Below are 24,875 nucleotides of genomic sequence, written 5' to 3'. Positions count from 1 at the left end.
CATTTCCGCGGGAATCATAGCAGTCAAAAAGGGCCTTATTGGGCGGTGCGGCCTCCGAAATCAGGGCTTGGCACGCTTTTTCCCAACAATAGTGCCTTAAAAGGCCGCTATTCCCAACCGATGAGCCGAATTCGACAAAATAGCGGCGCAAAAGGCACTAGCATTGCATTAACCCTGACACATCATTACAACGGAGCTTGATGCAGTTAGGAAGTCTAACGGCCGTGAGAGCCGTTATGTTGCGATTGAATCAAGTATTGGGATTCTAACGGTCGTGTAGACCGTTATTTACCTTCATTTCGACCAAAACAGCCATACTTATATGAAATAGGGGCCGTGGCAGCCGTTAGAATTTGGATTCAGCGCAAACAGGGCAAATAACGGCTGTGGCGACCGTTAGCATGGTTTAGAGGGGGAGACGACGATCTAAGCTCGACATGTTGCTTGCCGAAGCGGCGGAATGGCCCCAAATGGGCAGCATCAAGGAAGGTTTGATGCAACGTCATTGCCTAAAAGTCGGCTATTTCCCCCCCCCGACCACCCTAATTCGCCAAAATAGCGCCGCATAAGGCGCAAAAGGCTCTTATTCACATGCCCTGCTTCAAAGGGAGGCTGCTACAGCCGTTAGACCTCGCGGGTTAATGCAACGCTAGTGCGGCATAGCCGCTTTTTCGTTAAATAGCGGCTACTACGACCGTTAGATTTCAGCGCTCCTCCTGCCCGCCCGGGTTGCCGCGGGCCCACCTCGCCCCCTTTTTTTGCGCATGGGGTTATAATGGTAAGTATGGACTGGAACGGAGCGTATGATGTAAAGGACTACCAGGCCAGATGCTCGCTTGTGTGTTGCCCATTGCAGCTCGGCCCGGTAAACTGAACTATAGAAGACATTTGTCCTTTTTATAGGGATACAAGGAGTATATTTTTATGAATACGCAAACCTCACGTTTGGAACAAGCGCAGCAACTGCTGCAAAAATATTACGGGTACCCCGATTTCCGCGAAGGACAGCGAAAGATCGTCGCCAGCGTGCTGGAAGGGTCCGATACGCTGGGAATCATGCCGACCGGGGGCGGGAAATCGATCTGTTATCAGATCCCCGCGTTGATGCTTCCGGGGCTGACTCTGGTGGTGTCTCCGCTCATTTCGTTGATGAAGGATCAGGTGGACGCGCTGGTAACGATGGGGATCCCGGCCGCTTATATTAACAGTTCCCTTTCCGGCAAAGAGGTGAACGACCGCATCCGCGCGGCCAAACGCGGCGAGTTGAAGCTGTTGTACGTGGCGCCGGAACGGCTCGAGCTCGATTGGTTCCGCGAGGAAATGAGCGCCCTGACCATTTCCTGCGTCGCCGTTGACGAGGCGCACTGCGTTTCGCAGTGGGGCCACGACTTCCGGACGAGCTACCTCGCAGTGTCGCCTTTTGTGAACGGCCTGCCGCGGCGGCCGATTCTCGCCGCTTTCACGGCGACCGCGACCCCAGAGGTCATGGACGATATGATCCGGCTGCTGAAGCTGGACCAGCCGTCCGTGTTCGTGACGGGGCTCGGCCGCGACAATCTGGCCATGTCGGTGCTGCGCGGCGAGAACAAGCGCGAATTCATTATGAATTACGCGGAGACCCACGGGCACCAGCCCGGCATCATTTACGCGGCGACCCGCAAGGAGGTCGACGAATTGTACAATCGTCTGCGGGAGAACGGCGTTCCCGCCGGGCGCTACCACGCCGGCCTGTCCGACCGGGAACGGGAGGAGAGCCAGGAGGCGTTCCTCTACGACGACATCCGGGTCATGGTCGCCACCAACGCCTTCGGCATGGGAATCGACAAGTCGAATGTCCGGTGGGTCATTCATTACAATATGCCGAAGAACATGGAGGCTTATGTCCAGGAAGCGGGCCGCGCCGGCCGGGACGGCGAGCCGAGCGAGTGCATTCTGCTGTTTAGTCCGCAGGACATTATGACGCAGAAGTTTTTGATCGAGCAGAATCCGCAGGACGAGGACCGAAAACGCAACGAGTACCGCAAGCTTCAGCAGATGGTGGAGTACTGCTATTCCACCAGCTGTCTGCGCTTTGCCATGCTCGATTACTTTGGCGAAGTCCATGACCGTAAGCCCTGCGGGATCTGCAGCTCCTGCCGGGACGAGCGCGAGCTGGTCGATCTGACGGTGGATGCGCAGATCGTCTTCTCCTGCATCCACCGGATGCGGGAGCGGTTCGGCGTCTCGCTCGTGTCGTCGGTGCTGAAAGGTTCGCAGAACAAAAAGGTACTGCAGTACGGGTTTGACAAATTGCCCACCTACGGCATGATGCGCCGCAAAACGGAGCGGGAGATCTCCGAGCTGATCAACCTGTTCATCGCCGAGGGGTATTTGGCGCTGTCGGAAGGGCAGTACCCCGTGGTCCGGCTTCAGCCCCTGGCGGCCGACGTGCTCCGCGGGCAGCACCAAGTGATGATGCGCGCGCCGGAACCGGCTGCGGTGAACGGCCAAAAGACAGGCGGATCCCGCCGCCGCGGTACCGGTTACGACGATGGCCCGTCGGCCGTCAACGAGACGGTTTTCGAGCAGCTGCGTCTGATCCGCCGGGATTTGGCGGAGAAGGAACGGGTGCCTTCCTACATTATTTTTAATGACGCGACCCTGCGCGAAATGAGCCTCGTTTGCCCGACACGGGAAGCGGAGATGCTGAAAATCAAGGGCGTCGGTGAAGTGAAGTTTCGTAAATACGGCGCGCCGTTTCTGGAATTTTTTCAAAATATGGAATAGGGTTGTGAGCGATGAAAGTCATCCTAGCTACGTTAAACGCCAAGTATATTCACACCTCGATGGCGATCCGGCTCCTGAAGGCATACAGCGGGAACCGGTTCGACATCGACCTGGCCGAGTACACCATCAAGGATCCGGTGCTGAACATCGTCTCGGATTTATATCAGAAACGGCCGGATGTGGTAGGGTTCTCCTGCTATATTTGGAACATCGAAGAGACGATCAAGGTGGTGGAACTGCTCCGCAAAGTGCTGCCGGATGCCGCGATCGTGCTCGGCGGGCCGGAGGTGTCCTATGATACGGAATATTGGATGCAGCGAATCCCGAGCGTTGATTTTATCGTTATGGGCGACGGTGAGGAGACGTTCCATCATCTCCTGGAGGAGCTTGCGGGGGACCGAAAGTTTCATTTCGTGTTCGGGGCGGCTTACCGGAAGGACGGGGAGATCCGTCTCAATCCGCCGCGGCCGAAATCCGACCTGAATACGCTGCCGTCGCCTCACCGGTTCCCAGAGGATATCCCGCATTTGGGCAAACGGATCGTTTATTTCGAGACCAGCCGGGGCTGCCCGTTCAGCTGTCAGTTTTGCCTGTCCAGCATCGAGGTGGGTGTCCGATATTATGATATCGAGCGGGTGAAGTCGGATATTTTGTATTTGATTTCCCACGGAGCGAAGACGATCAAGTTTCTGGATCGTACCTTTAATATCAACCGCAGCTACGCCATGGAAATGTTCGAGTTTCTTATTCATAACCATGGCGGCTGTGTGTTTCAATTTGAGATCACGGCGGACATTATGCGGCCGGAAGTGCTGGATTATTTGGCGGAGCACGCCCCGCCGGGAATTTTCCGTTTTGAGATCGGCGTCCAATCAACGAACGACCCTACAAACGAGTTGGTTAAGCGCCGCCAGAACTTCACCAAGTTGAAGCGGACGGTGACGAAGATCAAAGAAAGCGGCAAAATCGACCAGCATCTTGATCTGATCGCCGGCCTTCCGGAAGAGGATTATGCGACCTTCCGCAAAACGTTTAACGACGTTTTTGCCATGCGGCCGGAAGAACTCCAGCTCGGCTTCCTGAAAATGCTGCGCGGAACCGGCCTGCGTAACGATGCCGCCAAGTATAACTATATCTATATGGACCATGCGCCATATGAAATATTGGGCAACGACATTTTGCCGTTTACCGACGTCGTCCGGTTAAAGCGGTTGGAGGATGTGCTGGAGAAATATTGGAACGATCACCGGATGGACCATACGGTAGAATACCTGATCACTTCGGAGTTCGACTCCCCGTTCGATTTCTTCCAGGAATTCGGCGACTTCTGGGAAAGCCGGGGGTGGCAGCGCATTGGCCATCAACTGGAGGATTTGTTCACGCGTCTGCACGAATTTTTAAGCTGCCGCGGCATGAAGGAACCGGACATCGTCCTGGGCCTGATGAAGCTGGATTATTATTTGGGTCACAAATACAAGCCGCGAAAAATTTGGTGGGAGGACCGGCTGAATAAGGAGCGCAGGAACGCGATATTTAAACAGCTGGCAGAGCGTCCGCAGGACGTTTCCGCCTCGTTTGCCGCGCACGGATTCAGCGAAAGGGAGCTTCAGAAGAACGCGGTCGTGGACGAGCTGCCTTTCTCGCTGCGGGCCGTACTGGACGGGCCGGAGTCTTCCGCGGCGGAGCGGGGCGGTTCCTTGCTGATCGTGGTCTACCAGCAAGAGCCCGCGCCGGATAAGCCGCGGTATTACATCGCACCGTTCCAGTCGTCTCCGGTCTGACGAGGAAAGGAGTCTTAAACCTATGTTTACCATTTTGATCGTGGAGGACGATCCGAAGATCACCGCGATGCTCTCCTCTCAAATTGAGAAGTACGGGTATCGCGCGGAGCAGGTTTCCGATTTCAGCCGGGTGCTGGAACGCTTTACGGAAAGCGGGGCGGATCTGGTTATGCTCGACGTGAATCTGCCGAACTTCGACGGATTTTATTGGTGCCGACAGATCCGCGCCGTCTCGACCTGCCCGATTCTGTTTATTTCCGCCCGGGACAGCGGGATGGACCAGATCATGGCGCTTGAGAACGGGGCGGATGACTACATCACCAAACCTTTCTCTTACGAGGTGGTCATGGCCAAAATCCGCAGCCACCTGCGGAGGGCTTACGGCACTTATGCCGCGAAGCAGGAGGAGCGAACCGTGGGCGGCGCCGGACTCCTGCTGTACCCTGAGCGGTTTACGGTGATGCGGGGAGAACGGTCGACGGTGCTTACCCAAAAGGAAGCGGTGCTGCTTGAAGCGCTGATGCAGCGGGTCGGCCGCGTCGTCACCCGGGAGAAACTGCTCGATCTGATGTGGCAGGACCATCATTTTATCGATGACAATACGCTGAACGTGTATGTGACCCGTATCCGGAAGAAGTTGAAAGAGCTGGGGATGGAGGATGCCGTCGAGACGGTCAGGGGAGCGGGATATAGGCTGCTGCCTTCTGCGGCGGGAGAAGCATGAGACTTTTCTGGAAGGAACAGCTCCCGCTCCTGCTCTTTTTGGTGCCGCAAATTTTTCTGGTTCCCTTACTGTACTGGCTGGCCGGAAGCCGGGAGCCGGATATCGCGCTGTATGCGCTGCTGCTCAGCGTCACTTTTCTTCTGTTGTACTTGGGTTACCATTATTTCAGCCGGCGTGAGGTTTACCGCAAGCTGACGAAGCCGCCCGAGCGACTGGAAGAACTCATGGAGCCTTCCGGCGAAACGCCGCTGGCCCTTGCGTTTGATTTCCGGATGGAGTCCGGGTACAGGTTGTTTCAGGAGGAATTATACCGATACCGCAGCCAAATGGAGACCAACACGGCGTTTACCAACCGTTGGGTTCATCAGATGAAGACACCCTTATCCGTCATTCAACTGACGTTGGAAAACGAAAAAGAAGCGCTGCCCGAACATGTCATCGAAAGTATCCAGGAAGAGCTGGACCGGCTGCGCCGAGGTTTGGAAATGGCGCTGTACACGTCCCGGCTGGAACGGTTCGAAAGCGATTTTCGCGTGGACCGCGTCTCTCTGAGGGAGGTCGTAAACCGCACCGTAGCGGCCCATCGGAGGCTGTTTATTCGGAAGGGAGTCTACCCGGTTATCGAGATCGACGAAGACGTCCATGTGTTTTCCGATGAAAAATGGCTGGAATTTATTCTGGGCCAGATAGCGATTAATGCCGTGAATTATTCGGCCGGCAAAGGGAACAAGGTGGAGTTTACCGCAACGCGGTTGGCCAAGAAAATCATGCTTGAAATTACCGATTACGGCGTGGGTATCCGGAAGGAGGATATCCGCCGCGTTTTTGACCCTTATTTTACGGGAGAACAAGGGAGGCAGTACCGGGAATCCACCGGAATGGGGCTTTATCTCGTCCGGGAGGTTTGCCGGCGTTTGGACCACAAAGTGGAATTGGAATCATCTCGGGGTGATGGGACTACAGTCAGAATGATTTTTACTGCGGACCGGAAGTTGTAGTTGTCGGATGCTGCCGTTGAGAAAACGGGGCATCTTTTTTTTTGGGCGAACATAACCTTACAAATCGTTAAGACAGGCTTAAGATAAATCGCTGGCCCGATTTCTTGGGATTGGCTAAAGTATAATCATGGCACCATGGAATTCCGCCGGCCTGTGCCGGCTGGTGGGAGCGAAGGAGGAGAATTAATATGGATTTGTTGAAGGTACGGGGTCTCGGCAAGGTATATCCGGGAAAAATCGTGACGCGTGCCCTGCACGACATCCATTTGACGATTGAGCAAGGGGAATTTGTCGGGATTATGGGTCCTTCCGGCAGCGGGAAAACCACGTTGTTAAATCTGGTTTCGACGATCGACGCGCCAAGCACGGGTGAGGTGCTGATTAACGGCAAAAATCCGTTTTCCTTAAAAAGAAAGGAGCTTGCCGCTTTCCGGCGCAGGGAGCTGGGATTCGTGTTTCAGGATTTTAATCTGCTGGATACGTTGACGGTTGCGGAAAATATCGTTTTGCCGTTGACGCTGGATCGGAGACCGCTGCGGAAAATGGAAAAACAGCTGGAGTCGATCGCGGACAAGCTGGGGATTCGGGATATTCTCGGCAAAAGAATTTACGAGATTTCCGGAGGCCAGCGGCAGCGGGCCGCTATCGCCCGGGCGATGATTCCGGGACCTTCCCTGCTGCTGGCGGACGAACCGACGGGCTCGCTCGATTCCAATGCCTCGCGGGTCGTGATGGAAATGCTGGAGAGCATCAACCGGAGCGAGGGAACAACCATGATGCTGGTCAGCCATGACCCGCTGGCCGCGAGCTACTGTGACCGGGTGGTGTTCATCAAGGACGGGATGCTGTCGAGCGAAATCCATCGGGGGGACAGCAGGCAGGCTTTCTTCCAGAAAATTATTGAAATGCTGTCCTTTTTGGGAGGGAACGCCCATGAGCTTTCTTCAATTCGCGTTTAACAACGTAAGGCGGAATGCGCGGGCCTATATCGCTTATTTTTTGAGCAGCGCCTTTATGGTGATGATTTTTTTCACTTATGCGATGTTCATCTTCCACCCCGGTATTACCGGTTCGGAAATGGGAAGGATGACGCGCGTCGGTATGCAGGCCGCCGAATATATCATTTTCATTTTCTCGTTTTTGTTTGTTCTGTACTCGATCAGCAGCTTTTTGAAGGCCCGAAGCAAGGAATTCGGCATTTTGACGATCCTCGGCGCTACCACGGGGACGATCAACCGGCTGATATTTCTGGAGAATATGATGATCGGCCTGTTGTCCATCCTTGCCGGGCTGGCCAGCGGCATGCTGCTATCCAAGCTGTTTCTGCTGCTGGGGGCTGCCGTGACGGGGGGGAAAGGACTTCCCTTTTATTTGCCTTGGAGGGCTATGATCTTTACGACGGTGGCGTTTATGCTGCTGTTTCTGTTTTTATCGGTGTTTACACTATTGTTTATCCGTAAAAATCGCGTGCTTGAGCTTCTGACCGGCAGCAGTAAACCGAAAAAAGAGCCGAAGACTTCCTGGGTGCTCGTGCTTCTGGGCATCGTCCTGCTCGCGGTTGCCGTAATGCTGTTGCGGCGCGGGGCCAAAATCGGCGAGAAGGAGGTACTGCTCGCTGCGGCGGCGGGAATCGGGGGGACTTATTTTTTCTATACGCAAGTCGTTGTGTTTCTGTTAAAGGCGGCCAAGAGAAGCAAGCGAATGCTGTGGCGGGGCACGAATCTCATCTGGGTTTCGGAAATGGCCTATAAGCTGAAGGATAACGCGAGGATGCTGTTCATGGTCACGATTGCCACTTCCTTGGCCTGTATGAGCGTGGGGATGATTTTGTCGGTCAATGCCCAAATAGCGAAGTTGTATGCCGGGGACCCCTTTGCCATGACTATTAGCGTGTATAACGAATCCGACCTGGAAAAAGACCTGAAATGGGTAGAAGGTGAACTGGAAAAAGAGGGAATCGCCTATGAAACTTTCCGCACGGAGACCATTCAATCTTATATTTCTAGTGACAGGCTGTACGTGGAACTTGCTTCCCTGACGAATTACAATAAGTTGGCTGAAAGAGCCGGCGCCACGCCGCTTCAGGAGGTGCCGCAAGACCAAGGGGTGCTGTTGTATTCGGTGGAGGATCCTCCGGAAGATCTTCTGGGGCATCAAGGGAAGGCATTTTCACTGGAATCGCCGCTCTCCCATACCTTTACGATCATGGAGGAACGGCCGGAGCGGCTGTTTGGCGCAGGCGGCGGCAAATCGCTGATTGTGGTGAATGATGCGGATTATGATAAAATAAAGCACCGAATTCCAGAGGATCAGATCAGGTGGATCTCCTCTGAAGTTCGCTTTTTAATTAAAGCCTGGGATCGCCAGGGCGAACCTTCCTTGCAGGACCAGGAAGTCGTTACGACGGTCCGCTTTGTGGCGGAGAACAGGGGAAGGCTGGATGACGGAGAGACGGAAAACTATCTGTCCGCCCGGGGCGACATGTACGCGAACACCAAACAGGGGTTGTCCATGTTCAGTTTCGTCGGCGTGTTTATCGCGGCCATCTTTTCCATCTCGTCGGCCAGCTTCCTGTACTTTAAGCTGTACAGCGAGCTGAATCAGGACCGCCGCATGTATCATTCCCTTTCAAAAATCGGGTTGGCCGACGGCGAAATGAAATTCGCGTCCGGCTTGCAGATCGCCCTGCTGTTTTTTGTGCCGATTCTGATTTCGGGCATACAGACGATGGTTGTCCTTTCGCTGCTCGGCAGCGCCTTTAATTTAGGACAAGTCACCCTGCCGGTTCTGACGGCCACCGGCGCTTTCCTGGCGGTTCAAGCCCTTTATTATGCCGTGGTCAGGTCCCGGTACATGGTTCAATTGAAACGTGTGATGGTTTAGTTTTTGAAAGGCCGGGGCTTGTGCCCAACTTGGCGTAGAGGCCCAGTCAAGCGTCGGGATCCCGAATAATATAGGGGTGTACTCTAAACCAAAGGAGGAATCCCTGTGAGCGGTGTTGACTGTAAAGACGGAGGATACGGCGGAGGATATCCGGGCAGCATTTTTACATCTACCGGTACGATTTTGGTGTTGTTCATCCTGCTTGTGATCGTATCCAGAGCTTTCATTTGATAAGATAAGATTAAAAATCCCGCTTTGCCTGCAGGCAGGGCGGGATTTGCCTGTTTCTGGGTCTTTGTGCCGCATGACTTTACGGTTAATGACATCGGATTGATTTGCATAGTAATATAATTAAAGGTTAAGATTTTGTCATAGGTTGTACATATATGTCTATATATAACAAATCGGGAGAGGATCGAAAATGTCGAATCAGGATCAGCAGCAGTCCCCGCCGTCCCAGGACGGGATCGATGCGGGTGAACTGCTGAATGCATTGGTAGCCATGAAAAAGGGTGACTTTTCCTTCCGGATGCCTTACGACAAAACCGGCATCGCCGGAAAAGTAGCGGACACCTTTAACGAGATTATGGACATGCAGGAGAGTCTTGCCGGGGAAATTCGGACGGTTGCCCAGGTCGTCGGCAAGGAAGGCAAATTATCCAGAAGATTTAATCATAAGAACACCGGCGGCGGCTGGGAAGTAATTGTCGAGTCGTTGAACGGTCTGGTCAGCGATCTCGTCCAGCCCACGACGGAAGTCGCCCGGGTGATCAATGCGGTGGCCCAAGGGGATTTGACGCAGAAGGTCGAAGTCGAGTTTGAGGGCAGACCGTTAACCGGCGAGTATTTGCGGATGGCCAGCAATATCAACACAATGGTTAACCAGCTCAGTACTTTCGCTTCGGAGGTGACCCGGGTCGCCCGCGAGGTCGGAACCGATGGGAAGCTGGGGGGTCAGGCCGATGTGAAGGGCGTTTCGGGCACATGGAAGGACCTTACTGACAGCGTTAACAATATGGCCGCGAATCTGACCGACCAGGTCCGCAATATTGCCGCGGTTACGACCGCGGTCGCCAATGGCGATTTGACGAAACAGATTACGGTCAACGCGAAGGGCGAAATTCTGGAGCTGAAGAACACGATCAATACGATGGTGGATCAGCTTTCGATGTTTGCTTCCGAGGTCACGCGGGTGGCCCGGGAGGTCGGAACTGAAGGCAAACTCGGCGGTCAGGCCGAGGTGAAGGGCGTCTCGGGCACGTGGAAGGATTTGACCGAAAGCGTCAACGACATGGCCTCGAACCTGACCGATCAGGTCCGCAACATCGCCGTCGTCACGACGGCGGTCGCCAACGGAGATCTCTCGAAGAAGATTACGGCCAACGTTCAGGGCGAGATTCTGGAGTTGAAAAATACGATCAACACGATGGTGGACCAACTTTCGACCTTTGCGTCCGAGGTCACGCGCGTGGCGCTCGAGGTCGGCACAGAGGGGATCCTCGGCGGGCAGGCCGAAGTAACCGGGGTGGCCGGAACTTGGCGGGATTTGACGGAAAGCGTCAATTACATGGCTTCCAATCTGACGAATCAGGTGCGGAATATCGCGGATGTCACGACCGCGGTTGCCAAAGGCGACTTGTCCAAGCATATTACGGTCAATGCGAAGGGCGAAATTTTGGAGCTGAAAAATACGATCAATACAATGGTGGATCAACTGTCGACGTTCGCCTCCGAGGTCACACGGGTGGCCCGCGAGGTGGGGACGCTCGGGATTCTGGGCGGACAGGCCCAGGTTCGCGGCGTGGCCGGAACCTGGCGCGATTTGACGGAAAGCGTCAACTATATGGCCTCCAACTTGACGAACCAGGTGCGGAACATCGCCGTCGTCACGACGGCGGTCGCCAACGGGGACCTCTCCAAGAAGATCACCGCCGACGTACAAGGGGAAATTCTCGAGCTGAAGAACACGATCAACACGATGGTGGACCAACTCTCAACCTTTGCTTCCGAAGTCACGCGCGTGGCGCTGGAGGTCGGCACCGAAGGTCGGCTCGGCGGGCAAGCCGAGGTGAAGGGCGTCGGCGGCACGTGGAAGGATTTGACCGAGGGCGTCAACAATATGGCGCGCAATCTGACCGACCAGGTGCGCGGCATCGCGGAGGTAACCACCGCCGTCGCGAAAGGCGATTTGTCGAAGAAGATCACGGTCGATGCGAAGGGCGAGATTTTGGAGCTGAAGAACACCATGAACACGATGGTGGATCAGCTCAGCCTGTTCGCTTCCGAGGTGACGCGCGTCGCCCGCGAGGTCGGTACGGAAGGGAAGCTCGGGGCGCAGGCGGACGTGAAGGACGTGTCCGGCACCTGGAAGGACCTGACCGATACGGTCAATACGATGACCAGCAATCTGACGATCCAGATGCGCAACATTGCCGGAGTCACGACGGCGGTCGCCAATGGCGATTTGTCGAAAAAGATCACCGTCGACGTCAAGGGCGAGCTGCTGGAACTTAAGAACACGATCAACACGATGGTGGATCAACTGAACTCCTTCGCCTCCGAAGTCACGCGGGTGGCCCGCGAGGTCGGCACCGACGGCAAGCTCGGTGGACAGGCCCAGGTGAACGGCGTCGGCGGGATCTGGAAGGATCTGACCGACAACGTAAATATCATGGCCGCCAACTTGACGGACCAGGTTCGCGGCATCGCGAAGGTCGTCACGGCGGTCGCGAACGGGAACCTGGAGAAGAAGCTGACGGTGGAAGCCAAGGGCGAAATCGCGGAATTGACGGACACGATCAACAACATGATCGATACGCTGGCGACCTTCGCCGATCAGGTCACCACCGTGGCCCGCGAGGTTGGCGCGGAAGGCAAGCTCGGCGGACAGGCGAACGTTCCCGGAGCGGCCGGTACGTGGCGGGATTTGACGGATAACGTTAACTACATGGCGAGCACGCTGACGTCGCAGGTCCGCGCCATCACCACCGTCGCCACCGCGGTGACCGAGGGCGATCTGTCCCGCAGCATCGATGTCGCCGCAGCCGGCGAGGTCGCCGTGCTGAAGGACAATGTGAATGAAATGATCCGCAATCTGAAAGAAACGACCCGGATCAACACGGAACAGGATTGGCTGAAAACCAATCTGGCCAAATTCTCCCGGCTGCTCCAGGGTCAGCGGGATTTGTACGCGGTCTCCCGCATGATTTTGTCGGAGCTGGGGCCGCTGGTTTCTATGCAGCACGGGGTCATGTACATCAATGAGCAGATCGGCGGCGAATCGACTCTGGTATTGTTCGCCAGTTACGCCTATCAGCAGCGGAAGCATTTGTCCAATCAATTCAAGGCGGGCGAAGGACTTGTCGGCCAGTGCCTGATCGAGAAGCAGCGTATCCTGCTGACGAATGTGCCTGAGGATTACGTCGTGATCTCGTCGGGTCTCGGCGAGGCGGCTCCGCTGAATATCGTGCTGCTCCCGATTATTTTTGAGGATCAGGTGCTTGCGGTCCTGGAACTCGCCAGCTTCCGCCGGTTTACCGCGATCGATCTCGACTTCCTTGACCAGCTTACGGAGTCGATCGGGATCGTGATCAACACGATGCAGGCGAACCGCCGGACCGAAGAACTGCTGATGCAATCCCAATCCTTGACCGAAGAGCTGCAGAATCAGCAGTTGGAACTGCAGGAAACGAATGAGGAGCTGGAGGAAAAAGCCCGGCTGCTCGTGCTGCAAAAGGCGGAGGTCGAAAGCAAAAACAACGAGGTCGAAATTGCGAGACGCGTGCTGGAGGAGAAGGCGGAGCAGTTGGCTTTAACCTCCCGCTACAAATCCGAGTTTTTGGCCAATATGTCCCACGAACTGCGTACGCCGCTGAACTCGCTGCTGCTGCTGGCCGAACAGCTGGCGGAAAATCCGGACCGGAACCTGACGGAGTATCAGGTGAAATTCGCCCAGACGATCCAGGATGCCGGGACGGAGCTGCTGGAGCTTATCAATGATATTCTCGACCTGTCAAAGATCGAGTCGGGCACGGTAACCGCCGATTATAACGAAATCAAGCTGAAGGAAATTAAGGTTAGCATGGAGCGCACCTTCCGCCATATCGCGGAACAGAAACAGCTGGACTTCGCGATCAAGCTGGAGCGGAATATCCCGGACAGCCTGGTGACGGATTCGAAACGGCTGCTGCAAGTCCTGAAGAATCTGCTCTCCAACGCCTTCAAATTTACGGAAAAAGGCCAGGTTCTGCTGGATGTCCGTAAGGCCGAGGAAGGCTGGAGTGCCGGAAACGAGAAACTGAACCGGGCGAAGGAAGTCATCTGCTTCTCGGTCAGCGATACGGGAATCGGCATTCCGGTCGACAAGCAGGCGATTATTTTTGAGGCGTTTCAGCAGGCCGACGGCAGCACGAGCCGGGAATACGGAGGAACCGGCTTGGGCCTGGCGATCTCCCGCGAGATCGCGGCTTTGCTCGGCGGTGAAATTACGCTCTACAGCGTCGTTGACAAGGGCAGTGTCTTTAATCTGTACCTGCCGCTGTATACGGACATTCCGGGCCATGATCCCGAAGAAGACGCCGAGACCGTTTCGGAGCCGCTTCCGGCCGCACGTTATGTCCCTGAGGTGATCGACGTCACGCCGCGGGAACCGAAGCGGGCCGGCGCGCCGAAGGAAGAGCGGGTGATCGAGGATGACCGCGATTCGATTCAGCCGGGAGATTCCGTCTTTTTAATCGTGGAAGACGACGTGAAGTTCAATGAAATTCTCCTGGACGTTCTGCGTAAAAAAGGGATCAAGGGGATCGTCACGACCCGGGGCACCGGTGCCTTGGAGCTTGCCCAGAAATATCGCCCGGACGCGATTACGCTGGATTTGCGGTTAAAGGATATGGATGGCTGGCTTATTATCGATCAGTTGAAAAACGACCTCAGCGTACGTCATATCCCGATTTGCGTCATTACGGTAGAGGATGATGAAATCGAGCTGCGGCAAAAAGGCGTCTTCGAATATATCCGCAAGCCGGTTTCCAACGAAGTGCTGGAGTCGAAGCTGGACCAACTGCGGGATTTTTCAAACCGGGAGACACACCGGCTGTTGATCGTCATGAGCGACGAGGCGCGCCGAACGGAGTCGGTGGAACTGCTGGATAACGGTGACCTTGAAATCGTGGCTTGCGATACGGGCCGCAAGGCGCTCAATCAGTTGAGAGCGAAGAAGTTTGACGTCATCTTGATCGACAACGATTTGGGCGGCACGGATGTCTTCGGTCTGATTTACGATATTCACAAAAATATGCAAAACAAAGCCGTGCCGATCATCCTGAACCGGCAGCGGAAGTGGACGCCGGAGCAGGAAAACCAGCTCGAGGATCTGATGAAATCCTCCGTGATCAAGGAGGTCAAGACTCCGGTGCAAATGATGGACGAAACCAGTTTGTTCCTGCACCGGAAGGCGGAGAACCTGCCGGACGAATCGCGGCAAACGCTGGTGAAGCTGCATGAATCGGACGAGATGATCAAGTCGAAGCAGGTCCTTGTCGTCGATGACGATATCCGGAATATTTTTGCGCTGACCACGATTCTGGAACGGCACAATATGAAGGTGATTCCGGCGGAGAATGGACAGGAGGCCATTCAGATCCTGGAGAATACCCCTTCGATCGAGATCGTCCTGATGGACATTATGATGCCGATTATGGACGGCTACGAAACGACGCGGGCCATTCGTCAGAAGCCGGAGTTCCGGGACCTGCCGATTATCGCGCTGACGGCCAAGGCGATGAGCGGGGACCGGGAGGCCTGCCTGGAGGCGGGGGCATCCGACTATATCACGAAGCCGGTGAACAGCGCCCAACTGCTATCGATGATCCGCAGTTGGCTGGACCGGCCGCAGGCGGAGAATGGCGCCGCGGAGCACGAAGCGGAAGAGGAATAAGGGGAGCTGTCCCGTTTGTCTTGTGAAGACGAACGGGACAGCTTTTTTAGTGGCTTTGGCTCCAGGCAAAAAGACGCAAAAGTGCAGGAATTTCCGCCATTCTCATAGACAAAGGCGAAAAGGATGCAAATGTGCAGGAATTTCTTGTGGTTTTTGAGAAACGGGCGTTTGTTGCCCGAAATACCTGCAGATTTGCAGGTATTTATGAATTGCGGTCCAAATCGGGAAAAAAGCCTGCAGATTTGCAGGAATTTTCGCATGATGATGAGGGGGGAGTTGGACCGGGAGGGGGCTGACTAGCGGGTTTGGGGAACACATTATCCCACTAGCGTTGCATAAAGCAGTTGAATCACGGGCAAATTTTCCAGCGGCCATCTCCTCTTCGAAGGAGGGCAAATAATAAGAGCCTTAAACGGCGCAATTTTGTCGAATTTGGCGGGGCGGTATGAGATAGCGGACGTTTAGGACCTTATTTTTAGAAAAAACCGGGCCAAACCCTATTTCGGGGTCTGCACCAAGGCAATAAGGCTTTTTTGACCGCTATTGTTCCCGCGGAGCCAAATTGGGCTGAAATAGCGGTCCAAAAGGCCGCTAATGCTGGCGGGCTTGGCTAGGGAATTTGCGGGGGCCAGATCCAGCTTGCCACCATCTCTTAAGTCAGCGAAAAAGTCTCATCATGGGTAGCACCATGTAGGTTTAATGCAACGCTAGTGACAGTATCGGAAAACTCTCCCGCTAATCCGGCCGTAAAAGCACATGTCGCAAGTTTATCTGGAGATCCTCCGGTTAATTTAAGCCGTTATGGGGGTGAACCCTCTTTTTGGCCAAGATTAGCCGGAGAAAATCCAGTTGGTACGCCATCGCACACAAACAATGCGACAAATAAGAGAGAGAAATCCCTTTATTTGTCGCACGGCTACGGAGAACTCGGTCGATTTGCGAGTGAGTCGGCTAGGCCGATGTCAAGTGACGCTCCAGCCAAGCGATGGCCTCCTTGGTCACCTCGTCCCGGTTGGTTTCGTTGAGCATTTCGTGCCGGCCTTCCGGATACAGTTTGACCTCGAGGTCCTCGATCCCCAGTTTCTTGTACAAAGTGATCAAGCGGTTTACGCCCTTCCCGTTCAAGCCGACCGGGTCGCAGTCTCCTCCGAACACGTAAATGGGTTTGTCCTTGGGAATCTTAAAAATCAGCTCCGGCCGGTGTATTTCGCGAAGCAATCCGAATAACCCTTGAAAGAATCCGGTGCTGCAGATGAACCCGCACAGCGGATTCTCGATGAACCGGTCCACCTCGTGCTCGTCGCGGGAAAGCCAATCGAACGGCGTGCGCATGGGCAGGAAGCCGCGATTGAAGCTGCCGAACGAGAGCGCGTTGAGAAGCAAGCTCGGGTGCTCCGGTCCCTGAATGGCCGCCTGCCAACGGGCCAGTTGCTGACCGAAGGAGAGCAGCCCCCGCGGGCCGTTGGTTCCCGAGAGGATGAAGCCCTTGTATCGTTCCGGGGCGGTGTACATCGTCTTTTGCGTCAAAAAAGAGCCCATGCTGTGCCCCATCAGAAACAGCGGGAGGCCGGGATGATCGCTCTTTGCGCGTTTGCCGAGCTCGATCATGTCCCGGACCATGCCGTTCAGCCCATCCGGTCCCGGCCAACCAAGCTGCTCCGGGGTTGCGGCCGTACGCCCGTGTCCCCTGTGGTCATTGGCATATACGTCAAAGCCCGCCAGGGTTAGCGCCTCGGCAAACCGGCGATACCGCTCCGCCGTCTCGCTCATGCCGTGAGCGATTTGCAGGACGCCCCGCAGCGGAACGGAGGGAGCGGGGGACCAGCGGTAGACGAATACCTGGTGGCCCGCGTCATTGCCGAATGTAAAGGTTTGCTGTTGCATCGGGAAGCACTTCCTTCAATGGAGTGATGGCTCAAAAAACTCGATTCGTTCCCCGTCCGGTCCATTGAAAAAGAAAAACCGGCTGCCATTAGGCAGAGAGCGGATTTCCTCATCAAGTCCGGATAAGCCAAGGTTCGAAATCCGGGCGTATTCCTCTTCAATGTTCGTCACCGTAAAGGCGACATGGTGTACTCTGCCTTCCCGCGGAAGTTCTTCGCCGCCACGGATGTAAATCAGCTCCAACTCGACGGATTCCTGCCCGGGGAAGGTCAGAAAGGCGAGCCGCAACGGTTCTCCTACCTCGCCGATGGTGTGCAGATGTCTGAGGCCGATCACACGGACATAAAATTCGACGGAATCTTCCAGGGCCGTAACCCGGATTCCGACATGCTCGATTTTTTTAACTGACATCGGAAAACCCCTCTTTTTCTTGTTTTTTTTCGACGGCGATCAGGTAGGGAGCGGCCGGCTTCTGCAACTGCCGGTAAATGACCGCCTGCCCCGCCGCTTGGGGCAGGGCGGATGCCCAGGATTCCACCGCCATCGCTTCCTCATCGCCGCCCGCATGTCCCGGATAGAGCACAGCGGTCAGAATGCCCCGCGGCCGCAGCAGCCGGAGCGCGGCATCCAGCGCTTGTAAAGTACTGCTCGTCTGCGTGATGAGGGACGGATTCGCCCCCGCGGCGGGTAGGTAGCCTAAATTGAACATGACCGCTCCCAGCTTGCCCTGGATGCCTCGAGGGAGCGCCTCCTCCATCTCCGCATGGCTTTGCCGCAGCAAGGTCACTGCGGGAAGCAAGGCCGGCTCTTCCTTGTGCAGCCTGGCTTGCGTCAGGGACAGGGCTTCGGCCTGGATATCGAAGGCGAATACCTGGCCGCGCGGGCCGCAAGCCCTGGCGAGGAACAGCGTATCCGCCCCCGTCCCGGCCGTGGCGTCCACGGCGGCATCGCCGGGCTGCAGCCGCTCTCCCACAAGCTTGTGCGCAAAGCTAAGCACCGAGAGAAAACCCATTTTTATCCCCTCCAGTATTTCCCCTGCCAGGTGTCCCGGCGTTTCAGTTCATCGTCGATCCCATTAAGGACCTCCCATTTTTTCAGGCTCCACATCGGTCCGATCAGCAAATCGCGCGGAGCGTCGCCGGTCAGACGGTGCACGACCATTCCGGGAGGCAAAAATTCGAGCGTATCGACGATAAGCTTGATATACTCGTCCTTTTCCAAAAAGCGCAGCAGCCCGGCTTCGTATTGTTTGACCATCGGCGTTTTGCGCATCAGATGAAGCAGGTGAATTTTGATGCCCTGGACGTCCATATTCGCCACGGCGCGTCCGGTCTCAAGCATCATTTCGTGGGTTTCCTGCGGCAGCCCGTAAATAATATGCGTACAGACCCGAATGTTCCGCTTGCGGAGCTTTTCCACGGCGTCCAGATAGCATTTCGTATCGTGCGCTCGATTAATCAATTCGGACGTGGATTCGTGAATACTCTGCAGGCCCATCTCCACCCACAAATAGGTGCGTTCGTTCAATTCGGCCAAATAATCGATTACATCGTCAGGCAAACAGTCGGGACGCGTTGCGATCGACAGGCCCACGACTCCCGGCTGCTCCAGAACCGCTTCGTAGTATTCCCTCAGTTCCTCAACCGGGGCATACGTGTTCGTATAGGCCTGAAAATAACCGATATAACGGGCGTTCGGCCATTTCAGATGCTGGCGGTCCCGAATGGTGTTGAATTGGGTCACCAGGTCATCCCGCCGGCTTCCGGCAAAATCGCCCGACCCGCGCGCGCTGCAAAATGTGCAGCCGCCTTTGGCGATCGACCCGTCACGGTTCGGGCAGGTGAACCCGGCATCCAGCATGACTTTAAAAACCTTGTCTCCGAACTGTTCGCGCATCTCGGTGTTCCAGGTATGAAATCGTTTGTCGCCCCAAAGCTTCGGGGTCGTTAATGGGGTATTAATCATCTTTGCTCCTTTAATCCTATAAAGTCATGAAGTTGTCAAAAAAATATGTTTTTCTGCTGTTCAAAGCTCAAAATCCTTGAATTTAGCGGCTTCCCTTGGATCATTGTATCAAAAATTACGAAAAAAAGGCATCTGGACCGCCTTGTTTTCTTGCGATGAATTACAGATTATGTTATTTTAATTGTACCTAAACTACGTTTGGACCCCAATTCCAAAATATATCGAAGAAGGAATCCGCGAACCGTCTCCCCGGCGGCGCCGGATTCCTTTTTCACTTTTTTATCGGGTGCCGTTATAATCGCTTTACTTTTAGGTTGATCTTCGGCACAATATTTCAGTAATGGTTATGAAGCTTAGGCAAAACATAAAGGCGGAGGAATGAGATGCGTTTACGCGGCAGAAAGGGCATCCGGGAGAATCTGGAGCAGCAGCAGGATCTGGTGATTCTAAATCCCCGGGAACATAAAGGAAAATGGTCGCAGTTGTTTGGCGGTGACCGGCCACTTCATATTGAGTTGGGCATGGGCAAAGGACAATTCGTCAGCGGGATGAGCTTCAAGCATCCGGATTGCAACTTTGTGGGCATGGATATGTATGATGAATTGATCCGCAGGGCCAGCGAGAAAGTGCGGAACATCTGGAGCGGGGAGAACGTGGTAAATCCGGACAATGCCAGACTGGCCCTCGGCAACATAGAATCGATAGAGGAGTTTTTTGCACCGGGCGAGGTCTCGCGGATTTATTTGAATTTCAGCGATCCGTGGCCGAAGAAAAAGCATGCCCGGCGCAGGTTGACCCATCCGCGCTTTCTGGAGAAATACCGCTCTTTGCTGAATGAAGAGGGGGAAATCCACTTCAAGACCGATTCCCGGGAGCTGTTTCAATTTTCGCTCAATGCTTTTGCGGCTTGCGGGCTGCAGTTGAGCAACATATCGCTCAACCTGCACGGGGAAGGGATTAACGAGGAGCATGTGATGACCGAATACGAAAGCAAGTTTGTGGGACAAGGCATGCCGATTTACCGCTGCGAAGTGAAGGTTGGGGAAGCGGCTTTGCGCCGGTACCACGAGCATAAAATGGACGAGTTTTAGTCGCCGGCCACCAAAAGGCCTCCGGATGATCCGGAGGCCTTTTGGTTATTTGTATGAATGATGGGTTGATTATTCCGCCAAAACTCTTTTATCTTCGATAAGATCCATGATGGCTTGCGCGCTCTGCAGCGGATAATAGCTGGCGATATGATTGAGCACTTCCTCCCGGTTGCGCACCACTTCTTCATAGTTGTGGGTGAGCCGGTTGATCCAGGCGGTGATATCGTCGAGCGAGCCGATGGGAGTTCCCCATCCTTGGGAAGCGAAGTACTGCGAGTTCTCTTCCTCCTGTCCGGGAAGGGGCTTGTGAAACAGCATCGGAATCCCCTTGGCCAATCCTTCCGTGCAGGTCATGCCTCCCGGTTTCGTGATCAGCAGGTCGGAGACCTCCATCAGCTTGTCGATTTCCCGCGTAAAGCCAAGCAAATGAATGTGCGGATGAATAAAGCGCGGGTCCTTCTTCATCTTCTCCAATGATTTCGTATTGCTCCCAAGGCAGAAGATAATCTGAATCCGGTCCCTGTACGTGGCCAAAAGGGAGCTGACCGCTTCATCCTTCATAAAGCCCCAGCCTCCGCCCATGACGAGCACGGTGGGCATGTTTTTTAGGTTAAATTGGCTCCGGATATCTTCTTTCCGGTGACGCTCCCAAAAATTCGGATGAACCGGTATGCCGGTGATCCTTATCTTCTCCTCTTCCACGCCTCGCTCCAGCAGCTTTTGCTTGACTTGGTCGGTGGAGACGAGGTAGCTGTTGACCTCCCGGCTGACCCAGGTTCCATGAGCGTCATAATCGGTTATGACGGTACAGAGCGGCACATCCAGCAGTTCAAGGCGCTTGATCCGCGATATGATGGCGCTGGGAATAGGATGGGTGCAGACGATAACATCCGGATGCAATTGACGGATAATCTGAATCGTGCGCGTATAAAATATCCGATGTAGGGCAAGTGTCGTTAATCGGTTTAAGGATTTTTTATAGTTGCTGCGGTACATCATGCGGACGAGCCGCGGCTGGGTGGACACCGTTTTCTTATAGGCGGTAATAATGATAGGCGCCACTCTGGGATTTAAAAAGCTTCCCAGTTCGAGTACTTTGGTCTGCACATGCGGCGCTACTTTGCGTAAACTGCTCGAGAGCGCATATGCCGCCTTGGTGTGACCGGCTCCAAACCCCTCGGACAAAAGCAATACCCTTTGTTTTTGCACTTTAGTTTCACCTTTTCCTGCAAGGTTATTCTATCCACTACAATATCCCCTTTACGCCCATAATGCAACCGTACCGAAGGCTACGGAAGAACCGATCACGGCCCCCGCAAGCACGTCGGAAGGGTAGTGCAGCCCCAGGTAAATGCGCGATACCGCCACAATCAAAGCCACGGGTCCGAGAATAAAGGTAAGAACCGGCATCGCTGCCATAAATGGCACAGTCACCGAAAAAATGGCAGTCGTATGTCCGGAAGGAAAAGAATGATCCGTCAGCGGATTTCGAAAGGTATTCGTCCCCGGGAGGGTCAAGTAGGGCCGGACACGCGGGTATGTTTTTTTGGCAAGGGCGACCGGGATATGACTGATGGCCAAGGCGACACCCGCCTGAAGCCCCGTTTTGTTCCAGGGTTCCGGAGCTGCCAGCCAGATGAGCAAGGTGGCGAGGATTGTAAAGACGGCTCCGCCCAGATGGGTCAGGTAGTACAGCCAGAAATTCAGAAAACTTCTGTGCAGTCGTCCGTTAATCCCCACAAACAGTTTCTGGTCCAGTCGTATCAGTTTTTGAAGCAATCGAGTCATAAAGATCCCTCCGCGCTTGGTTTGCTGCAAGAAACCGTTCAGGTTGGTTGCTACATTTTTTACAATAAATCCGCAATCCGCGGCCTTTAAGGACAGGCCGCGTTTGGTGTTAATATACCCTTTTTTAAAATTAATGTGAACGAAGCCGCGTCGTTGATTCAAATAATAGCAAAAAAGTTTAAAGAAAAATGAGTTATTGAGTAAACTTTCTTCGTTTTTTTTCGTTTGTATAATAGCTGCTTTTTTTATATAACGTTTACATATGAAAAAAAGGGGGGGCTAAAGAAATAAAAACGCCAAAAACGGATGAAAATAAGAATAAAACGTACCGATTGCAGGAAGCGACGGTGTCTTAAGGGAATATAGAGTAACTTCCGCCGGATTTTGCGTCCTTCAGGTCTTACACCGGTTTGACAAATGATGCAAAGTCATGGAAAATCGAAAAAGCGTTGAAAAGAAATTTAGATTTTCGCAAAAGAAAAGCAATAAGGGTCATGAAAAACTCCGCACAAGATTTAGAGAAAAAAGACATGAAAAATTGATGGAGTTAAAAGGGGGTACAGAGATTAATGATGGACGCCATTTTGATATCGCTGCAGGTTGTGCTTGCGGTGGTAGGGGTGTACCAGTTCGGTCTGGCGCTGTTTGGCTTGTACAAGAAGAAGAACAAGAGAAACTTTGCTCCGGCGAAATCCTTTGCCGTTCTTGTAGCGGCTCATAACGAAGAAAAGGTCGTCGGCGCTTTAATGGAGAACCTGAAAGAACTGAATTACCCGAAGGAACTGTACGATGTTTTTGTCATTTGCGACAACTGTACGGACGGGACCGCCGACATTGTCAGAAGCCATGGCATGAACGCTTGCGTGCGGACGAATCCCAACCTTCGCGGGAAGGGATACGCCATTGAATGGATGCTGAAGCAACTGTGGAAGATGCCGAAGCAGTATGACGCGGTCGTTATGTTTGACGCCGATAACTTGGCACATCCTGATTTCCTGAACGAGATGAATAACGACCTTTGTTCAGGAGCCCGGGTCATTCAGGGATATATCGACACCAAAAATCCGGAGGACTCCTGGATCACGGCTTCCTACGGGATTTCCTATTGGTATTGCAACCGGTTGTGGCAGCTGTCCCGCCACAATTTGAAGATGGCTAACTTCCTCGGAGGCACGGGGATGTGCTTTGAGACCGAGCTTTTGAAAGAAATCGGTTGGGGAGCCACCAGTCTGGTTGAGGATTTGGAGTTTACGATGCGCTGTGTGGAACGCGGGGTTTATCCGGTGTTTAACTATGACGCCAAGCTCTTTGATGAGAAGCCGCTCACATTCAAAGCTTCCGCGCGCCAGCGTTTGCGCTGGATGCAGGGTCACTTTACGGTGGCCCGTCGTTATTTCTTCCCGCTTCTTTGGAAGAGCATCAAGGAACGCAATTTGGTCAAATTGGATATGGCCTTGTACGGGGTTAACGTCTACATCGTACTCCTGACATTCCTGCTTACGGCGTTAATCTGGGCAGACCAGTCGCTGTTCGGCGGTCCGAACTTTGAAACGCTGTATGCCCATCTTCCGTTATGGCTCTCTTCTGTAGCGATCGGGGCCAACGTGTTTATCTTCCTGGCGGCGATGATTCTGGAGAAGGTCAAATCGAAGAAAGTGTATGCCTACCTGGTGCTGTTCCCGATTTACCTGGTATCGTGGTGGCCGATCACGTTCTACGCCTTCTTCACTCAGAACAACAAGCAGTGGAGCCACACGCAGCATACGCGGGTGGTACGCCTAGAAGAAGTTCAAAGCAAACAAGGCTAATTTAAGGTAGCTCAAAATCCGGCTTTTGATCACGAAGTGATTCTTCCGAAGTCAAGTCGGCGTCGAATCTTGAATTCAACCGGCCCTTCCGGTGCTCACGTAGGCTCCTCTACGCTCCGCTCCTCAGGCCCGGTTTCATCCATGCTACTCGGTGCTGAAAAGCCGGATTTTGATCTTTTATTGAATGGGGGAGCTCAAAACCCATTTTTTGATCGCGTTGCTTGACATGGATTTGAGGGATATGTTAGACTATTCAAGTGTGTTGCAATAACTGTTTGGATTGCAAGCAGAGGCCATGGCTTCTCACCTGACCGACGTTCGTGTTGGCTGGTTTTGATCCAATGATTTATGAATAGGTTTATTCATGAAGAATTGACGATCAATTTGGGATGCGGGCGTGGACCTGTATCCCTTTTTATTTGAGCCATAACCGTTTTTAAGGGACAAGAGAATTATTTGGAGGTGGAGAATTATCAGTAAGGAACATTTGATCAACGATGAGATACGGGCCAAAGAGGTACGTTTGGTGGGGGCCAACGGGGAGCAGATCGGCATCAAACCGATCCGTGAGGCACTTCAAATGGCCATCGACCTGAATCTGGATCTGGTTAACGTAGCGCCGACGGCCAAGCCACCGGTATGCCGGATCATGGACTATGGCAAATTCCGTTACGAGCAACAGAAGAAAGAGAAGGAAGCCCGTAAGAATCAGAAGATAGTGGATATCAAGGAAGTATGGTTCCGTGCCAACATTGAAGAACATGACTTCCAGACGAAGCTTCGCAATGTGATCAAATTTTTGAAAGATGGAGACAAGGTAAAATGTTCGGTCCGCTTCCGCGGACGTGAAATTACCCATGCTGACATCGGTAAGAAAATTCTCGACCGCGTTAAAGAAGAGGTTGCGGAGATTTCCACGGTGGAGCGCCATCCGAAATTGGAAGGCCGTAGCATGATCATGATTTTGGCACCTAAAAATTAAGCGGTATCCCGGCTTGACCGATTGAACCGCGCAGTTCACAAACTTTGAGGGGGAAGTACAATGCCTAAAATGAAAACCCACAGCAGTCTGAAGGACCGCTTCAAAATTACCGGATCCGGTAAAGTAAGACGTTACAAAGCGAACCGCAATCACTTGCTGTCCCATAAGTCCAAACGCGCTAAACGTGTATTGGCAAACAGCCCTGTGGCTTATTCCGGTGACGTTAACCGTTTGAAACAACAACTTGCAAACTTGAAGTAATTTTTTAAC

18 protein-coding genes are annotated in these 24,875 nt (G+C 53.8%); 12 read left to right on the top strand and 6 right to left on the bottom strand.

Features of this window, described 5'->3' with window-relative positions:
- Window positions 1–924 precede the first annotated feature (924 nt).
- The 8 genes from recQ to V4U84_RS07225 all read left to right on the top strand — a co-directional run bounded on the left by recQ (window position 925) and on the right by V4U84_RS07225 (window position 15,087).
- Entirely contained in the window at window positions 925–2,766 is a 1,842-nt protein-coding gene (recQ, locus tag V4U84_RS07260) for a DNA helicase RecQ (protein WP_334073774.1), read from the top strand.
- A gap of 11 nt (window positions 2,767–2,777) precedes the next feature.
- Window positions 2,778–4,547, top strand: a complete 1,770-nt coding sequence (locus V4U84_RS07255; RefSeq protein ID WP_334073775.1) for a B12-binding domain-containing radical SAM protein — start codon at window positions 2,778–2,780, stop codon at window positions 4,545–4,547.
- A gap of 22 nt (window positions 4,548–4,569) precedes the next feature.
- On the top strand, window positions 4,570–5,271 hold the full coding sequence (locus tag V4U84_RS07250) for a response regulator transcription factor (RefSeq protein ID WP_334073776.1): 702 nt from the start codon (window positions 4,570–4,572) through the stop codon (window positions 5,269–5,271).
- On the top strand, window positions 5,268–6,269 hold the full coding sequence (locus tag V4U84_RS07245) for a sensor histidine kinase (protein WP_334073777.1): 1,002 nt from the start codon (window positions 5,268–5,270) through the stop codon (window positions 6,267–6,269). Before V4U84_RS07250 ends, V4U84_RS07245 begins: the two co-directional genes overlap by 4 nt.
- A gap of 188 nt (window positions 6,270–6,457) precedes the next feature.
- Window positions 6,458–7,228, top strand: a complete 771-nt coding sequence (locus V4U84_RS07240; protein WP_334073778.1) for an ABC transporter ATP-binding protein — start codon at window positions 6,458–6,460, stop codon at window positions 7,226–7,228.
- Window positions 7,203–9,152, top strand: coding sequence for an ABC transporter permease (locus tag V4U84_RS07235; RefSeq protein WP_334073779.1), 1,950 nt, complete (start codon window positions 7,203–7,205; stop codon window positions 9,150–9,152). Before V4U84_RS07240 ends, V4U84_RS07235 begins: the two co-directional genes overlap by 26 nt.
- A gap of 105 nt (window positions 9,153–9,257) precedes the next feature.
- Window positions 9,258–9,383, top strand: a complete 126-nt coding sequence (locus V4U84_RS07230; protein ID WP_334073780.1) for a YjcZ family sporulation protein — start codon at window positions 9,258–9,260, stop codon at window positions 9,381–9,383.
- Window positions 9,384–9,573: 190 nt separating this feature from the next.
- Entirely contained in the window at window positions 9,574–15,087 is a 5,514-nt protein-coding gene (locus tag V4U84_RS07225; protein WP_334073781.1) for a HAMP domain-containing protein, read from the top strand.
- 951 nt (window positions 15,088–16,038) lie between these two features.
- Here V4U84_RS07225 and V4U84_RS07220 read toward each other — a convergent pair.
- Genes V4U84_RS07220 through mnmL form a run of 4 tightly spaced genes read right to left on the bottom strand, consistent with a single transcriptional unit; the run spans window position 16,039 to window position 18,936 of the window.
- Entirely contained in the window at window positions 16,039–16,971 is a 933-nt protein-coding gene (locus V4U84_RS07220; RefSeq protein ID WP_334073782.1) for an alpha/beta hydrolase, read from the bottom strand.
- Between the two features lie 15 nt (window positions 16,972–16,986).
- On the bottom strand, window positions 16,987–17,382 hold the full coding sequence (locus V4U84_RS07215; protein ID WP_334073783.1) for a VOC family protein: 396 nt from the start codon (window positions 17,380–17,382) through the stop codon (window positions 16,987–16,989).
- Window positions 17,372–17,983, bottom strand: a complete 612-nt coding sequence (gene mnmM / locus V4U84_RS07210) for a tRNA 5-(aminomethyl)-2-thiouridylate-methyltransferase MnmM (protein WP_334073784.1) — start codon at window positions 17,981–17,983, stop codon at window positions 17,372–17,374. Before mnmM ends, V4U84_RS07215 begins: the two co-directional genes overlap by 11 nt.
- A 2-nt stretch (window positions 17,984–17,985) precedes the next feature.
- Window positions 17,986–18,936, bottom strand: coding sequence for a tRNA modification radical SAM protein MnmL/YtqA (gene mnmL / locus V4U84_RS07205; protein ID WP_334073785.1), 951 nt, complete (start codon window positions 18,934–18,936; stop codon window positions 17,986–17,988).
- Window positions 18,937–19,319: 383 nt separating this feature from the next.
- Between mnmL and trmB the strand changes: the two genes are divergently transcribed.
- A complete protein-coding gene (gene trmB, locus V4U84_RS07200) occupies window positions 19,320–20,027 on the top strand; it encodes a tRNA (guanosine(46)-N7)-methyltransferase TrmB (protein ID WP_334073786.1) in 708 nt (235 codons plus the stop codon).
- A 69-nt stretch (window positions 20,028–20,096) separates the two neighbouring features.
- Here trmB and V4U84_RS07195 read toward each other — a convergent pair whose 3' ends face one another.
- Window positions 20,097–21,236: an MGDG synthase family glycosyltransferase gene (locus V4U84_RS07195; protein ID WP_334073787.1), complete on the bottom strand. Its 1,140-nt coding sequence runs from the start codon at window positions 21,234–21,236 to the stop codon at window positions 20,097–20,099.
- A gap of 51 nt (window positions 21,237–21,287) precedes the next feature.
- On the bottom strand, window positions 21,288–21,815 hold the full coding sequence (locus V4U84_RS07190) for a phosphatase PAP2 family protein (RefSeq protein ID WP_334073788.1): 528 nt from the start codon (window positions 21,813–21,815) through the stop codon (window positions 21,288–21,290).
- A 569-nt stretch (window positions 21,816–22,384) separates the two neighbouring features.
- On the opposite strand from V4U84_RS07190, the gene V4U84_RS07185 reads away from it, so the two are divergent.
- The 3 genes from V4U84_RS07185 to rpmI all read left to right on the top strand — a co-directional run bounded on the left by V4U84_RS07185 (window position 22,385) and on the right by rpmI (window position 24,866).
- The gene (locus V4U84_RS07185) at window positions 22,385–23,623 is read left to right on the top strand and encodes a glycosyltransferase family 2 protein (protein ID WP_334073789.1); all 1,239 of its coding nucleotides are present in this window, start codon (window positions 22,385–22,387) and stop codon (window positions 23,621–23,623) included.
- A 487-nt stretch (window positions 23,624–24,110) separates the two neighbouring features.
- A complete protein-coding gene (gene infC / locus V4U84_RS07180) occupies window positions 24,111–24,605 on the top strand; it encodes a translation initiation factor IF-3 (protein ID WP_334073790.1) in 495 nt (164 codons plus the stop codon).
- Between the two features lie 60 nt (window positions 24,606–24,665).
- Window positions 24,666–24,866, top strand: a complete 201-nt coding sequence (gene rpmI, locus V4U84_RS07175; RefSeq protein ID WP_091232353.1) for a 50S ribosomal protein L35 — start codon at window positions 24,666–24,668, stop codon at window positions 24,864–24,866.
- The last annotated feature ends 9 nt before the right edge of the window (window positions 24,867–24,875 follow it).

The sequence above is a fragment of the Paenibacillus sanfengchensis genome (assembly GCF_036864765.1).
Taxonomy (GTDB): Bacteria; Bacillota; Bacilli; order Paenibacillales; family Paenibacillaceae; genus Fontibacillus; species Fontibacillus sanfengchensis.
This window is presented reverse-complemented; position numbering and strand designations above follow the sequence as displayed.

Bases quoted from the DNA above. Each gene is read 5' to 3' on its own strand.
- mnmL (WP_334073785.1), bottom strand. From the start codon at position 18,936: ATGATTAATACCCCATTAACGACCCCGAAGCTTTGGGGCGACAAACGA.
- V4U84_RS07240 (WP_334073778.1), top strand. From the start codon at position 6,458: ATGGATTTGTTGAAGGTACGGGGTCTCGGCAAGGTATATCCGGGAAAA.
- V4U84_RS07255 (WP_334073775.1), top strand. From the start codon at position 2,778: ATGAAAGTCATCCTAGCTACGTTAAACGCCAAGTATATTCACACCTCG.
- trmB (WP_334073786.1), top strand. From the start codon at position 19,320: ATGCGTTTACGCGGCAGAAAGGGCATCCGGGAGAATCTGGAGCAGCAG.
- mnmM (WP_334073784.1), bottom strand. From the start codon at position 17,983: ATGGGTTTTCTCTCGGTGCTTAGCTTTGCGCACAAGCTTGTGGGAGAG.
- V4U84_RS07245 (WP_334073777.1), top strand. From the start codon at position 5,268: ATGAGACTTTTCTGGAAGGAACAGCTCCCGCTCCTGCTCTTTTTGGTG.
- V4U84_RS07185 (WP_334073789.1), top strand. From the start codon at position 22,385: ATGATGGACGCCATTTTGATATCGCTGCAGGTTGTGCTTGCGGTGGTA.
- V4U84_RS07250 (WP_334073776.1), top strand. From the start codon at position 4,570: ATGTTTACCATTTTGATCGTGGAGGACGATCCGAAGATCACCGCGATG.
- V4U84_RS07235 (WP_334073779.1), top strand. From the start codon at position 7,203: ATGAGCTTTCTTCAATTCGCGTTTAACAACGTAAGGCGGAATGCGCGG.
- rpmI (WP_091232353.1), top strand. From the start codon at position 24,666: ATGCCTAAAATGAAAACCCACAGCAGTCTGAAGGACCGCTTCAAAATT.
- V4U84_RS07215 (WP_334073783.1), bottom strand. From the start codon at position 17,382: ATGTCAGTTAAAAAAATCGAGCATGTCGGAATCCGGGTTACGGCCCTG.
- recQ (WP_334073774.1), top strand. From the start codon at position 925: ATGAATACGCAAACCTCACGTTTGGAACAAGCGCAGCAACTGCTGCAA.
- V4U84_RS07190 (WP_334073788.1), bottom strand. From the start codon at position 21,815: ATGACTCGATTGCTTCAAAAACTGATACGACTGGACCAGAAACTGTTT.
- V4U84_RS07220 (WP_334073782.1), bottom strand. From the start codon at position 16,971: ATGCAACAGCAAACCTTTACATTCGGCAATGACGCGGGCCACCAGGTA.
- V4U84_RS07225 (WP_334073781.1), top strand. From the start codon at position 9,574: ATGTCGAATCAGGATCAGCAGCAGTCCCCGCCGTCCCAGGACGGGATC.